This is a genomic window from Streptosporangium heterodermiicola, assembly GCF_051390675.1.
Classification (GTDB): domain Bacteria; phylum Actinomycetota; class Actinomycetes; order Streptosporangiales; family Streptosporangiaceae; genus Streptosporangium.
Map to the genome: position 1 here is coordinate 219805 of NZ_JBPJSR010000010.1, position 13789 is coordinate 233593.

A 13789-nucleotide genomic window follows, 5' to 3' on the forward strand; every position below is an offset into this window, starting at 1 on the left:
TCTCTCATGAGGTCTCCAGGCGGGCGACGAGCAGTTCGTTGGGGCCGTCGACGTGCCGTCGCTCGATCCGGCCGAATCCGGCGTCGGACAGCCAGGCGGCGGTGTCGGCGAAGGAGTGGATCGCGCCGCCCTGGGTGGTGGCGAGGTTGAGGCTGAACGCGCGGATGAACGCCTCGACGGTCGCGGGCGTGCCGCCGGGCAGGTCGGCGAAGGTCTCCAGCACGACCACCGCCCCGCCGGGGCGCAGCGCGCCCGCGACCCTCTTGAACAGCGCGCGGTTGCCCGCCTCGTCGAACCCGTGGCAGAGGTTGAACAGCAGCGCGGTGTCGTGCCCGGTACCCAGGTCCACGCCGGGACCGGCGCCGGGGTCGGCCAGGTCGCCCGGGAGCAGGGTGACGCGGTCGCCCAGCCCGGCCGCCTCGATCCTGGCCCGGCCGCCCTCCAGGGCGTTCGGCAGGTCGACGATCGTCGCGGTGAGCGCGGGGTGCGCCTGGCAGAACGCGACGCTGTGGCGGGCGTGCCCGCCGCCGACGTCGAGCAGGCGCTCCCCGGGGTGGGGCGCGCTCGCGGCGACCAGCGGGGCGAGCCCGGCGGCCATCCCGTCGAGCATGCTCTGGAACTCGGCCAGCGTCCCCGGCCGTTCCTCCAGCCAGGCGTAGAAGTCGACCTGGGGGGTGCCGGTGCGCACCGACTCCTCCAGGCCGTCCCAGAGCTCGCCGAGCACGTCCTGCCAGAAGGCCAGCGCGGGGGCGTAGCTCCACGGGCTCCGCCGGTCCAGGGTGCCCGCGACCATCGGGCTGTTGCCGTACACCCGGCCCGGCGCCCGGTCGAGATAGCCGAGGGAGGCGAGCGCCTCCAGCAGCACGGCGAGCCCGGCCGGGTCGGTGCCCGTCCTGGCCGCCAGCTCCGTCACGGGGAGCGGGCCGGGCATGAGCGCCTCGAAGACCCCCAGGCGCTGGGCCGCCCCCGCCGCCCGGAACGCCATCGCGCCGATCAGGTCGATGTGGGCGCCCGGCGCCCCGCGAAGTTCCTCAGGGTCGAGATAGAGCGGCATCGCTGTCTCCTTGCGCGACTCGCGCGACGTCGGTTCCCGGGTCGGCCTCACGGCGTCCCGCGACGGGTTCCACCCCGAGCTCCGGGGCGGATTCCGGGACGCGTTCCGGAGGGGCGTGCACGTCCTCGGCGTCGGGCAGCTCGGACTCCACCCTCCGCAGGCGGGGCTGGAGGTAGGCGAGCGGCCCGAGCAGCACCAGGCACAGGCCCGTGATCAGGAAGATCGCCGCGATGCCCCGTCCCTCACCCGTGCCGATCACGGCGCCGAGGGTCCCGGAGAGCGCGCCGCCGGGGGCGAGCATCGGCTCGAAGACCCGGTCGGCCAGCGGCCCCGCCGCCAGGTAGGTGAGCACGGTGGCCGTCTGGGTGAGCGCGCGGACCGTGCTGAGCACCCGGCCCAGCGCCGCGGGGTCGGTCTTGATCTGCAGTACGGTCATCCCGGTGCCCTGCACGAACGGCAGCGTGAACAGGAAGGCGGGCGCCACCACCGCGATCAGCCAGGGCGAGGGCGCGAGGCTGTGCAGGGCGAGCAGCACCCCTCCCAGGGCGACGAACACCGCGACACCGCGCACCCGGCGCCTCGGCCCGCCCCACGCGCTCAGCACCAGCCCCCCGGCGAAGACCCCCGCGCCGCCCGCGAACATCAGCGCCCCCAGCACCGCGGCCGACCCGAACGACAGGATCAGCGGCTGGACCAGCACCCCGGACATCCCGAAGAACAGGTTGTACGCGGCCAGCACCATGACCAGCTGGAACAGCCCGCGCCTGGCCCGCAGGTGACGCCAGCCGAACAGCAGGTCCCCGCGCAGCGGCTCCGGCTCGGCCGAGGCCCCGGGGCGGGTGACCTCGCGCGGCAGCCGTACGGCGAACATGACCACCCGGGTGACCAGGAAGGTGGCCAGGTCGATCACGACCACGCCGGTGACGCCGACCGTGACCAGGAGCGTTCCCGCCAGCAGCGGCGCCGCGATCCTCACCGAGTCGGCGACCTGCATCAGGCCGTTGGCCCTGCCCAGGTGCCGCTGCGGCATGATCAGCGGCATCATCGCGTGGTACGCGGCCATGTGGAAGGTCCCGAAGACGGCCCCGGCCACCGTGATCACGTAGACGTGCCAGACCTGCGGCGAGCCGAACACGAGCAGCAGCGCGAGGGCTCCGGTGACCACGGCGGCCCCGGCGTCGGCGGCCATCAGCATCCGCCTGCGGTCCCACCGGTCGGCGAGCGACCCGGCGAGCGGGGAGAGCAGCACCTCGGGCAGCACCGCGCACAGCATGATCAGCACGAACTCGGTGGCCGAGCCGTTGCGCTGGTAGACCCAGACGCCCAGCACGAACCCCGTCAGGCTCGACCCGATGATCGACAGCAGCTGCGCCGCCCAGATGACGGCGAACCGGCGTATCCCGTCATGCACGGCTGTCTCCCTGGAGGACTCCGGTGCCGATGTGGTCACCGAGATAGAGGTCGAGCAGCTTCCCGTCCGCCGGAGGGCAGACCAGCCCGGCCGCGGCGAGGAGCCTCTCGGTGGCCGAGCAGTCGAAGGACGGTCCGGGCAGCGCGTCGTACTCGGCGAAGAACGCCGGGTAGGGGGCGATCGGCAGGTCGTCGCCGATCTCCAGCCGGTCGCGGACCAGCCGCCGCCATTGGACGCCCGGCATGAGCCGTACCGGGAGGCCGTGCTCGCGCAGGCCCCCGGCGAGTTCCTCCGAGGTCAGCACGCGCGGGTTGTAGTAGTGGAAGTCGCCGACGGCCCGGCTCGCCGCCAGGTGCGCGATCGCCGAGGCGACGTGGTCGACCGGGGCCATGTCGATCCGCTCGCCCTCCGGCACCGCGCCGAGGCGGGCGCAGGTGGCGAAGAGGCGGCCGAGGAAGTCGCCGGGCACCGACCGGCCGGTGCGGCTGTCGGCGGAGACCCTGGCCGGGCGGTGGATCGCGACGGGCAGCCCGGTCGCCCTCGCGGCGCCCGCGAGCCGGTCGGCGACCCACTTGCTCTGGTCGTAGCCCAGGTGCAGCGGGCCGGGATCCGGCAGCGGGTCGTCCTCCCTGACCGTGCGCTCCCCGGGGGTCAGGTGCACGCCGAGCGTCGAGACGAGGTGGACGGGGGCGGTGACGCGGCCGGACGCGGCGAGCCGCAGGACCTCCAGGACGGAGTCCACGTTCGCCCTCCGCAGCCGCCGGTAGGGCAGCGCGAAGTTGACCAGGGCGCCGTTGTGCACGACGAGGTCGATCGAGTCCGCCAGCTCCGCGAACTTCCCGGCGGTCAGGCCGAGTCGCGGCAGGTCGAGGTCCCCGGCGTGCGGGACGATCCTGCCGTCGAAGCGCTCGTCCCAGAGCCCGTGCCCGCCGAGGTTCTCGCGCAGCCTCTCGGCGGGCGTGCCGCCCCTGACCAGGCAGTGGACCTCTGCCTCGGTGGTGGCCAGCAGCCCGGCGAGCAGGTACGCGCCGAGGAAGCCGGTGGCGCCGGTGAGCAGCACCCGGCGCGGCGGCCCCTCGGGGACGGGCGTTCCGGTGTACGCGATGTCGCCGGGCAGCACCGCCTCCGCGTACAGGTTCACGGCGTCCGGTGCCCACCCCCCGGTGTCCGGGCGGCCGAGCCGCTCGTCCACGGCGGCGGCGAGCCCGGCCAGGTCGGCCGCGGCGAAGAGCGCGGTCATCGGGACCGGCACCCCCAGCTCCGCGGTGATCCTGGAGACGATCTGCGGCGCCAGCAGCGAGTGCCCGCCCAGGTCGAAGAAGTTGTCCCCGCGACCGGGGTCCGCCTTGAGCACGTCGGCCCAGATCCCGGCGATGACCCGCTCGGTCCCCTCCCTGGGCGGCTCGTACGGCGGGGCCTCGCCGTCCGCGCCGTCCGCGTCCGGCTCGGGCAGCGCCCGGAGGTCGACCTTGCCGTGCGAGGTCAGCGGGAGCGCGGGCAGCGTGACGACCGCGCCGGGCAGCATGTAGCCGGGGAGCCGTCCGGCGAGGAAGGCGCGCAGCTCGGCGACGGTGAGCCGGTCCCCCACCAGGTAGGCGATGAGCCGCCGGGCGTCGGCGGTGACCACGGCCTCGCGGACGCCGGGGTGGGCCAGGCAGGCCGCCTCGACCTCTCCGGGCTCGATCCGGTTGCCGTGGACCTTCACCTGCCGGTCGGTGCGCCCCAGGAACTCCAGGTTCCCTTCTGGCCGGTATCTGCCCAGGTCACCCGTGGCGTACATCCTCGCTCCCGGCCGGGGCGAGAACGGGTCGGGCAGGAAGCTCCCGGCGGTCCGCCCGGGACGGCCCAGATAGCCGCGCGCCAGGCACTCGCCACCGATGTGGATCTCGCCGGGCACCCCGATCGGCGCCGGGTGGCCGTGGCGGTCGAGCACGTAGACGCGGGTGTGCGGCAGCGCGGTGCCGATCGGCAGGTGCGTGGCCGCGCCCAGCTCGGCTCCGTCGACCGTGCGGTACGAGGTGGCGCAGACGGTCGCCTCGGTCGGGCCGTAGTGGTTGTGGAACGCGACCCGGCCGCCGGTCAGCGCGGCCCAGGCGCGCAGGCGTTCCACCGGCACGCTCTCGCCGCCGACCATCATCGTGGTGATCGGGGCGGTGACCTCGTCCAGCTCCCCGACCCACTGCTGCCAGAGCGCCGAGGCGGTGTCGACCATGGTGATCGAGTGCTCCGCGCACAGGGCGTCGAGGGCGGGACCGGTCAGCGAGGCGGGAGCGGGGTGCAGCACCAGCGCGGCACCGCTGATCAGGGCGGGGAAGACGTCCCCCGCCGAGGCGTCGAAGCTGAGCGGCGGGACCATCAGCACCCGCTCCCCCGGCCCGAACCCGTGCAGGTCCCTGAACGACCTGGCCAGGTGGGACAGCGTGCGATGGCAGACGACGACCCCCTTGGGACGCCCGGTGGACCCGGAGGTGTAGATCACGTACGCGGCCCGCTCAGGGCTCTCCGTGCCGGACTCGCGTGCGACCGCCGTTCCCTCGTCAGGAGCGCCGCCCGTCCAGCGGGCGAGGTCGGCCCGGCTGACGACCGGCCCGGTGAACCCGGCGAGCTCCGCCCCGTCCGCGATCACCGCACGCGCGCCGGAGTCGGCCAGCAGGTGCGCCAGCCGCTCGGCGGGCTGCGCCGGATCGAGCGGCAGGTAGGCGGCGCCCGCCTTGAGGATCCCCAGCAGCGCCACGATCGCCTCGGGCCCGGCGGCGAGCGCCAGCGCGACCAGCGCCTCCCCGCCCCCGGCGGTACCGGCCCCCACCGGCCGCTCCAGCAGCGGCCGGAGCCGTCCGGCCACGGCGTCCGAGGCCCGGTCGAGCTCCCCGTACGTGAGCACGGCGCCGTCCCCGCCGGGAACGGCGGGAGTGATCACGGCGGGGGCGTCCGGGGTACGCGCGGCCTGCCGGGCGACCAGCCGGTCGAGGAACTCCCCCGCCCCGTAAGCCGGCCAACCTGACCGATCCGACCGATCCGACCGCCCCGGCCGATCCGGCCGGACCAAGCCGGGCGACCCGACCGGATCGTCCGAGAGCACATCCCCCGAGAGCACGTCCCCCGGACCCGGGACCGGCCTGGCCGGATCGTCCGAGAGCACGTCCCCCGGGTCCGGCGCCGAAGCGCCCCCGAGCACGATCGCGCGCTCGGCGGCGGGCAGGATCTCCAGCCGCGACAGGCGGCGGCCCGGGTCGGAGACGATCGACCGGAACAGCGTCTCCAGCTGGGCGCCCATCCGCTCCACCGTGGGCCGGTCGAACAGGCCGGTGTCGTAGGAGAACATCAGCTGGACGTGCGTGGGATAGACGATCACGTCCAGGGACAGGTCGAACTTGGCCACCGCCAGGCCCGACGCCACCGGCTCGGTGCGGATGCCGTCGAGGTCGAGCGATCCGGCGTCCGGGTTGCCCAGCATCAGCATCGTCTGGAACACCGGGGTCCTGGCCGGGTCGCGGTCGACGCGCAGCTCGCTCACCACGTGCTCGAACGGGACCGAGGCGTGGCCGTACATCGTGAAGGCGCGCCGCCGCACCCGCTTGAGCGTCTCGCGGAAGGTCGGGTCGCCCGCCAGGTCGGCGCGGAGGGCGAGGGTGTTGATGAAGACGCCGAAGACCTTCTCGAATTCCTCCTCCGAGCGGCCCGCGACGGGGGTGCCGACGCAGAAGTCGTCCTGGCCGGTGTAGCGGGAGAGCAGCACCTGGTAGGCGGCAAGCAGGGCCATGAACGGCGTGCACCGCTCGGCCCGCGCCATCCCGGTGATCCCCCGCCACAGCTCCAGCGGGATCCTGTGGATCACCAGGCCGCCCTCGGTGGTCCGCACGGCCTGGCGCGGCCGGTCGGTGGGCAGTTCCAGCACCGGGACGCCGTCGAGCTCGCGCACCACGTCGGAGATGTCCACCGGCTGCCCGCGCTGCCCGCGCACGTAGTCGGCGTACTGCAGCGCGGGCGGCGGGAGGGGCGACGGCAGCCCGAGGGTGAAGGCCGTGTAGAGCGAGGTCAGCTCCCCGAACATGACCTGCTCGATCGACCAGGCGTCCCCGGCGATGTGGTGCACGACGACCAGCAGGACGTGCTCGTCGAACCCGGTACGCACCAGGGTCGCCCGCAGCAGCGGCCCGTTGACCAGGTCGAACGGCCGGTTGCTCCGCTCTGCGAGCACCACTTCCAGCGCCCGCTCCCGCGCCCTCCCCACGCCCCCGCCGGACGCCCCGTCCGGTGAACCGTACGACGCCTCTTCCGGCGTCCCGTACGGCGGCTCGCCCGTCAGGTCGAGCCTCTCCATGACCAGCGGCGCGGGATCCAGGACCCTCGCGGACGGGAGCCCCCCGACCTCGGGGAAGACGGTCCGCAGCGCCTCGTGCCTGGCCACGACCTCGCCCAGCGCCCGTTCCAGGGCTCCGGCGTCGAGCGACCCGATGAGCCGCTCGCAGACGACCATGTTGTACGTCCCGTCCCCGGGAGTGAGCCGGTCCAGGAACCACAGGCGCTCCTGGGCGTACGAGAGCGTGCTCACGCGGCCCCGCCCCGCAGACGCGTGACCTCCTCGGCGACGCCGGCGATGGTGGGGTTGTCGAAGAAGACGTCCAGGGACACCTCCACGCCGAGCCTGCGGCGGGTCCTGGCGATGATCTGGGTGATGGTCAGCGAGTGCCCGCCGAGGTCGTAGAGGTCCTCGTCGAGCCCGATGTCGTCGAGGCGGAGGATCTCCTGCCAGATCTCCCGTACCTGCGCGGTGACCGGGTCCTCCTCGGCGGGGGGTTCCGTCACGTTGTCGGGGGCCGGGACGAACAGGTCGGTCACGGAGGGCTCCTCTTGGGGCGTGGGGTGGGGTGGCTCCGTCAGGTCCGCGACCTTCGCGCGGGGTTCCGCGGAGATGGCGCGCAGCAGCGCGCGCAGGTGACCCGCGATCCCGGACACGTCGTCGTGGCCGATCGCGGCGGGGTTGAAGCGGAGGCCGAGGGTGAGACTCGGACCGGCGTCCACGGCCTGGATGTGCAACGCGCCGTGGGCGGCCCCGTTGAAGACCGTCCACTCCACGCCTGCCCCGACACCGGGGAACTCCGGGACGGCCGCCCTCCTGCGGTAGCTGAGCAGCACCGGCGAGGCGGGCGGGTCCGGCGGCGCGTGCCGGAACCGGTACATGGCACGCAGCTCGGCCCGGACCGCGCGCAGGTGGTCGGGGAACCTCTCGCCGAGGGCGGGGTGCGGGACGAACGGCACCCGCGCCACGAACGGCCCGATGCGGTCGCGCGTCTCGCGGGTGCGGGTCCCGAGGTCGAGGGCGAGCGGCGACGCGGAGGTGCCGTACCGGCGCAGCAGCACGCCCACGGCCGCGAGCAGCAGCTCGAACCTGGTGGCGCCGAGCACCGTGGCGGCCTCGGTGAGGGCTCCGGACTCCGCGCCGCCGAGCACCATCTCGACGATCTCACCGGGACCGGTGCCGTGCGGGACGGCGCGCAGGCCGGGCAGGACGAGCTCGGCGGGCGCGCGGTCGCGCTCCCTCCAGAACTCCTCGGCGCCGTCGGGCGGTGCCGGGAGGACCCCGCCGTCCGCACCGGAACCGCCACGCCGATCCGCCCGCCCGGACGGCGAGCCCGGCACACCCGGCGACGATCCGTACGGCTGCGGCGCCGGGGCACACGGCGACGCCGTGCCCGGCAGGGTGGCCCGCGCGAAGTAGGCGTCGGCCAGTTCGCGGACCAGGACGTCCTTGGAGCCCGCGTCGAACACCCGCCCGTGCGCCGTGAAGAGCAGCCTGACGCGCTCGGGACCCACCGTGACCAGCGTGAACCGGGCGAGCGGGCCGCGCTCCAGGTCGAAAGGGCGGGCGGCCTCGGCCGTGGCGACCCGGGGATAGCGCTCCGGCGTCGACTCGGTGCGGGTGACCCTGACCCGGCCGAGCACCGGGTGCCTTCCGGCCACGACGGCGCACGCGCCCAGCAGCGCCGGAACGTCGACGGGACCGTTCAGGTGAAGCGCCAGCGGGATTCCCCGCAGGTCGAAGGGGGCGTGCGACATCCTGTCCGTCTCCCTCGTGGGTGACTTACTTCGGGCAGGCGCCGGGGGCTGCGTCGCCCCTGACATGCGGTCCTGACAAACAATTATTAGGAAAGTTTCTTGTCTATTTACGCAACCCGAATGCTACACATGTGGTACGCCTGAGACAAGCGACTTGCCATGAACCGACCTGGAGGCTTTGATGATCGTTCGCGGTGGCCGGACGAGCGGCCCGAACGGCGTGAGCCCCGAACTGGCCGGGCTTGCCGACACCGTGCTGCAACCCGGGTTCGTGGGCGTCGAGGTGCCCGACTGGCTGCGCAGGCGGCTCGCGGAAGGGCTCGGCGGAGTTGCGCTCTACTCCCGGAATCTTGTAGACAGCGAGCAGATCAGGGCGTTGACCGACGCGCTGCGCGCGGAGAACCCGGACGTGGTGATCGCCACCGACGAGGAGGCGGGCGACGTCACCCGCCTGGAGGCGCTCACCGGCAGCTCGCGTCCCGGCAACCTCGCGCTCGGCGCGGTGGACGACCCCGGGCTGACCGAGCGGGTCGCCCGCGAGATCGGGCTGGACATGGCAGCGGCGGGCATCACCCTCAACTACGCCCCCGTGGTCGACGTCAACTCCGACCTGGACAACCCCGTCGTGGGCACCCGCGCGTTCGGCGCCGACCCCTGGCTGGTCGCCCGGCACGCCCGCGCCTGGGTGACCGGCCTGCAGTCGGCGGGGGTGGCCGCCTGCGCCAAGCACTTCCCCGGCCACGGCGCCACCGCCGTCGACTCGCACGACGACCTGCCGACCGTCGCCTACTCGGCCGAGGAGCTCGCCGCCACCACCCTCCCGCCGTACCGGGCCGCCATCGAGGCCGGGGTACGCGCCGTGATGACCGGCCACCTGCTCGTCCCCGCCTACGACCCCGACCACCCCGCCACCATGAGCGGCCGCGTCCTGACCGGGCTGCTCAGGGAGGAGCTGGGCTTCGACGGGCTGATCGTGACCGACGGCGTGGAGATGCCCTCGGTGGCCGAGCGGTACGGCGTGACCGGGGCGGCGGTCCGCGCCCTCGCCGCCGGGGCCGACGCGATCTGCGTGGGCGGCGAGCGCAAGGGCCCCGGGGTGGTCGGGTTCATGCGCAACGCCATCGTGGGCGCGGTGGCCGACGGGATCCTCCCCGAGGAACGCCTGGCCGAGGCCGCCTCCCGGGTCCGGCGCCTCGCCGCCTGGTCGGCGGAGCGGCGGGCGGCCGGCGAGACGGGCCCGGCCGGGGAGCCCGCGGGGCTCGACGCGGCCAGGCGGGCGCTGCGGGTCCGCGGCGACGGGCTCCCGCTGCCCGCCGCGCCCCAGGTGATCGAGTTCGTCTCCGAGACGAACATCGCCGTCGACCGCGCCACCCCGTGGGGCGTCGCCGCGCCGCTGGCCGCGCTGCTGCCGGGCACGACGGCCCTGCGGCTCGGCTCCGGCGACCCGGTACCGCAACCCTCCGACGGGCGCCCGCTGGTGATCGTGGTACGCGACGCCCACCGGCACGCCTGGGTCTCGGACCGCCTTGACGCCCTGCTGTCACGGCGCCCCGACGCGATCGTGGTGGAGATGGGCCTGCCGGGCCCGGCCACCCCGGGCGCCGTCCACATCACCACCCACGGCGCGACCACCGCCTCGGGCCGGGCCGCCGCCGAACTCCTCTCCGGCCGCTGACCCCGCCGGACCCCACTCCCACCCGCACCGCGCGTGTCACCGCGAAGCGGGATACGCGGTCAGCCGTCGAGGGCCCACACCAGCTCGTACTGGAGGGGACCCGGCATCGCGAGGAACTCCCCGTGGTCGCTGGCGAGCGGCGCGATCTGCGAGGCGTACGCCAGGACCGCGCGCCGCTTGAGCGCCCACCCCGCCCCCTCCAGGCGCGACGGCGCCTCCACCCCGAGGCGGTACCGCTCGGCGAGCGCGCGAACCGGCGATTTGCCCGCGAGGGCCTGCCCGGCCGCCGGGCTCCCCCACTCGCGTACGGCGGCGGCGTAGGGCAGGTCGGCGTAGACCCAGCGCTCTGCGCTCTCGACCTTCTCCAGCACGTCGAGCGCCCGGTCGCGTACGGCCTCGTGGTCGGCGTTGCCGATCCCCATCGGGACGAGCACGCGCGTGCGCGCGGTGACGTGCTCGGTGAGGAACGCCTCCAGGTCGTCCAGCGGGAGCTTCGCCGCCGGGACATCCGGATTGTCCAGCGCCACCTGGTCGACCCCGAGAAGCTCGCACGCCCGCGCGTCCTCGGCTCGCCGCTCCCGCGCCGTCTCCTCCGCCGAGGCGAACCCGCACAGCCGGTCCCACGCGGAAAGCTCCTCACCGGCCGCGCCGCCCAGCACCGTGACGATCGCCGCGTTCCCCTCGCGGCGGGCGAGCAGTCCGGCCACCGACAGCACCGCGTCGTCGAAGTGCGGCGAGACCACGATCGTCTCCCAGCTCATCGCCGCCACCCCGCCCTGGCCAGGACGAGACCGCGGCTGCCCCGCTTGCGCAGGTAGGCGAGGCCGTCGCAGACGGGCTCCAGGGTCGGCGGGGCGAGCTCGACGCGCTCGGCGACCCGCCAGGTGGACTGCTCGCGCAGCCAGGGCCAGATCCGCTCGTTGAGCTGGCCGGTCTCCAGCGCGACGAGGACCAGGTCGGTCGGCAGCCGGTCGAGGAGCGTCAGATCCTGGTCGTAGTAGAGCATCTCGACCAGCAGGTACGCCGCCGCCTGACGCTCGCCATGGTCGGCGAGATCCTCCAGGCTGTCCGGGAGCACCTCCACGCCCGGCTCCGCCCGCTCGGCGAGGCGGGCGCGGAAACCCGCGTTGGGCTCGGTCGCCTGGACCCGGTAGCCCTTCCCCGCCAGCCGCCGGGTGAGCTCGCCCTGGCACGCCCCGACCTCCACGATCGGCCCGTCCTGCGGGGAGCACCAGCGGGCGGTCCACGCGGCGGTCGCGTCCAGCCGCGCGGCCTCGTAGGCCGAGCGCCCGAACTCCCACGGGTCGTCGGCCACCGCGGCGTCGTCCCCGAGGCTGGAGATCAGCGCGTACAGGCGGTTGGCCTGCTCGGCGCCCGCGGTGAAGAACCTCTCGACGGCCGGGACCCGGTCGGTGGTGACGAGCCGGTCGGCCACCCGGCTGCGCAGCAGCTCACCTGCGCGCCGGTTGATGAAGTCGATCTTCGCCTCGGCCTCGGCGCCGGTGATCGCGGTCGCCGTGCCGGGGATCGTCTGCAGGAAGGGATTGTCGCCGACCGAGCAGGTCACCGCCGGCAGGGACAGGGACGAGGACGCCGAGGACCCGGGGAACGGTGACACCGCGCGGGAGACGATCCAGCCGAACCTGGCCCGGCGGATGCGGTGGTCGGCGGGCGAGTGGGTCCAGAGCTCGCCGGGCCCCGGCGCGGGCGTCGGCGCCTCGCCGAGCAGGGCGGCCACGTCGGCGGGGACGGGCAGCTCGGCGGTGTTGCCCCCGGGCTCCACCAGGGGTCCGAGCAGCTCCAGGCGCTCCCGCAGGGACAGCCCGGCCGGCAGGGTCAGGCTCGCCCTCGCCTGCCCGACGATCACCAGGACGTCCTCGTCGGCGTGGTCCCGCAGGACGGAGACGAACTCCAGGGCGACGTCCTCGGCATGCAGCACGGCGATGACAGCCGTCATTTGTCCCCATCCCCGATCACGGAAAGATGTCTTTTTCATGACATTTCCGCGCCAGCATAGAGGATCTTGCCCATCGCGCAACGGCCGTTCGCCGAGAAGGATCCCCCGCCCCGCCGAACGCCGGGAATCCGGGGCTCCGGACCTCGGGGTCCCGCCCCGAAGGTTCCGGGCCCGGTGTTGAAACCGGGTGCTCAGGAGGTGAAGATCTCCTCCCTGGCCTGGTCCAGGGCGGCGATGACGGCCCCGCGCAGCACCGGGTTGCCGTTCACCTCGCTGGCCACCACCTGCGGCCGGACCGGGCAGCTCCTCGCCACCGCCTCCTCGATCCTGGAGGTGAGCTCGTCGCCCCCTGCCCTGCTGACCTCCCCCGCGAGCACCACGAGCCCCGGGTCGAGCACGACGCACACCGACGCCACCCCCAGCGCGAGCCGCCCCGCGATGTCGTCGATCAGGGGCTCTCCGCGCTTGCCCGCCGCGACCGCCGCCGCGACGCACTCGGCGGCGCTCTCCCCCTCGAAGCCGTACGTCGCGGCGAGCTCGGCGACCGCCTCTGCGCTGACCAGGGACTGCAGCCCTCCGGCGAGCGACGGCAGCCTGCCGGGCACGGCCCGTACGTCCTCGGCCAGCGGCACCCCCGGCACCGGCAGGTAGCCGATCTCGCCCGCGCTGCCGGAGCGGCCCCGGTGCAGCCGCCCGCCGAGCACGACGCCGAGGCCGATGCCGCGGCCCACCCACAGCAGCACGAAGTCGTCGACCTCGCGGGCGGCACCCAGGGTGCGCTCGGCGATGGCGACGAGGTTCACGTCGTTCTCTATCCTGACGTCGCGGCGCAGGTCACGCGCGAGCGCCTCGTGGATGCCCTCGTGCCAGCCGGGCAGGTCGAAGGAGAACCGGACGTCGCCGGTGCGGGGGTCGACCACACCCGGGGTGCCGATGACGACCGAGCGCAGCTTGGAGAGCGCCACCTTGGCCGACCGGCACGCCTTGACCACCGCGTTGTGCACGAGGGCCACCGGATCGTCGTGCCCGCTCGGCGCCACCCGCACCTCGGCCACGATCTCCCCGTGGATATCGGCGATGGCGGTCGTGACGAATTCCGGGCCGACATCCAGACCCGCCACATAGGCCGATGAGGAAATAATCCCATAAAGCGCGGCATTGGGCCCGCGGCCCCCCGCCTGCTCCCCCGCCACCTCCACCAGCCCGCGCCCCTCCAGGCGGGCGAGCGTCTGCGACGCCGTCACCTTGGAGAGGCCCGTGAGCTCGCCGATCTGCCCCCGCGTCAGCGGCCCGGAAGCGAGCAGCAGCTCCAGGGCGGCCCTGTCGTTGATCTCCCGCAATAGCCTGGGCACGCCAGGACGTCGCTCCATACGCATGCTCTCTTGTTCGCCGCTTCCCCGTCGCGAATACTTTCAATGAAGAATAACGCTTCTATTCTTAATAAGGCTTCCTGATAGTTTAGCCCCGCCCGGCCGCCACGGAGGGCTACCCGGGCCGTCCCGGCCGCGCCGCGTCCCTGCTCATCGCCGTTTCGCCGCCGGCGCCCGCACGCCCGATCACCGCGATGCCCGGAAATCAAGGGCTTGCGACGTCGGCCCGGCGCGTGGAACACTCCCGAAAACGGTAAAGGTTCTT

8 protein-coding genes are annotated in these 13789 nt (G+C 74.1%); 1 reads left to right on the plus strand and 7 read right to left on the minus strand.

Annotation, left to right across the window (positions count from 1 at the left end):
* Positions 1 to 4: 4 nt before the first annotated feature.
* From ACSC1Q_RS22840 to ACSC1Q_RS22855, 4 genes are read right to left on the minus strand one after another with little or no spacing between them, the layout of a single operon-like run.
* A complete protein-coding gene (locus ACSC1Q_RS22840) occupies positions 5 to 1054 on the minus strand; it encodes a class I SAM-dependent methyltransferase (RefSeq protein WP_436760737.1) in 1050 nt (349 codons plus the stop codon).
* Positions 1032 to 2465 carry an MFS transporter gene (locus ACSC1Q_RS22845; RefSeq protein ID WP_436760738.1) on the minus strand — a complete coding sequence of 478 codons (1434 nt, stop codon included), beginning with the start codon at positions 2463 to 2465 and terminating at the stop codon, positions 1032 to 1034. The genes ACSC1Q_RS22840 and ACSC1Q_RS22845 overlap by 23 nt, the downstream gene beginning before the upstream one ends.
* A complete protein-coding gene (locus ACSC1Q_RS22850) occupies positions 2458 to 7017 on the minus strand; it encodes a non-ribosomal peptide synthetase (RefSeq protein ID WP_436760739.1) in 4560 nt (1519 codons plus the stop codon). The genes ACSC1Q_RS22845 and ACSC1Q_RS22850 overlap by 8 nt, the downstream gene beginning before the upstream one ends.
* Positions 7014 to 8522, minus strand: a complete 1509-nt coding sequence (locus ACSC1Q_RS22855; protein WP_436760740.1) for a condensation domain-containing protein — start codon at positions 8520 to 8522, stop codon at positions 7014 to 7016. Before ACSC1Q_RS22855 ends, ACSC1Q_RS22850 begins: the two co-directional genes overlap by 4 nt.
* A gap of 181 nt (positions 8523 to 8703) precedes the next feature.
* Here ACSC1Q_RS22855 and ACSC1Q_RS22860 point away from each other — a divergent pair, with 181 nt between their 5' ends.
* Positions 8704 to 10197 (plus strand): glycoside hydrolase family 3 protein, encoded by a 1494-nt coding sequence (locus ACSC1Q_RS22860; protein ID WP_436760741.1) that lies wholly within the window; start codon positions 8704 to 8706, stop codon positions 10195 to 10197.
* A gap of 59 nt (positions 10198 to 10256) precedes the next feature.
* Here the strand turns inward: ACSC1Q_RS22860 and ACSC1Q_RS22865 are convergent, their stop codons facing one another.
* From ACSC1Q_RS22865 to ACSC1Q_RS22875, 3 genes are all read right to left on the minus strand, one after another.
* A complete protein-coding gene (locus ACSC1Q_RS22865; protein ID WP_436760742.1) occupies positions 10257 to 10958 on the minus strand; it encodes a PIG-L deacetylase family protein in 702 nt (233 codons plus the stop codon).
* The gene (locus ACSC1Q_RS22870) at positions 10955 to 12154 is read right to left on the minus strand and encodes a class I SAM-dependent methyltransferase (RefSeq protein ID WP_436760743.1); all 1200 of its coding nucleotides are present in this window, start codon (positions 12152 to 12154) and stop codon (positions 10955 to 10957) included. The genes ACSC1Q_RS22865 and ACSC1Q_RS22870 overlap by 4 nt, the downstream gene beginning before the upstream one ends.
* Before the next feature lie 191 nt (positions 12155 to 12345).
* The gene (locus ACSC1Q_RS22875) at positions 12346 to 13524 is read right to left on the minus strand and encodes an ROK family protein (protein WP_436760744.1); all 1179 of its coding nucleotides are present in this window, start codon (positions 13522 to 13524) and stop codon (positions 12346 to 12348) included.
* Positions 13525 to 13789 lie beyond the last annotated feature (265 nt).

Bases quoted from the DNA above. Each gene is read 5' to 3' on its own strand.
- ACSC1Q_RS22875 (WP_436760744.1), bottom strand. From the start codon at position 13,524: ATGGAGCGACGTCCTGGCGTGCCCAGGCTATTGCGGGAGATCAACGAC.
- ACSC1Q_RS22865 (WP_436760742.1), bottom strand. From the start codon at position 10,958: ATGAGCTGGGAGACGATCGTGGTCTCGCCGCACTTCGACGACGCGGTG.
- ACSC1Q_RS22855 (WP_436760740.1), bottom strand. From the start codon at position 8,522: ATGTCGCACGCCCCCTTCGACCTGCGGGGAATCCCGCTGGCGCTTCAC.
- ACSC1Q_RS22840 (WP_436760737.1), bottom strand. From the start codon at position 1,054: ATGCCGCTCTATCTCGACCCTGAGGAACTTCGCGGGGCGCCGGGCGCC.
- ACSC1Q_RS22860 (WP_436760741.1), top strand. From the start codon at position 8,704: ATGATCGTTCGCGGTGGCCGGACGAGCGGCCCGAACGGCGTGAGCCCC.
- ACSC1Q_RS22870 (WP_436760743.1), bottom strand. From the start codon at position 12,154: ATGACGGCTGTCATCGCCGTGCTGCATGCCGAGGACGTCGCCCTGGAG.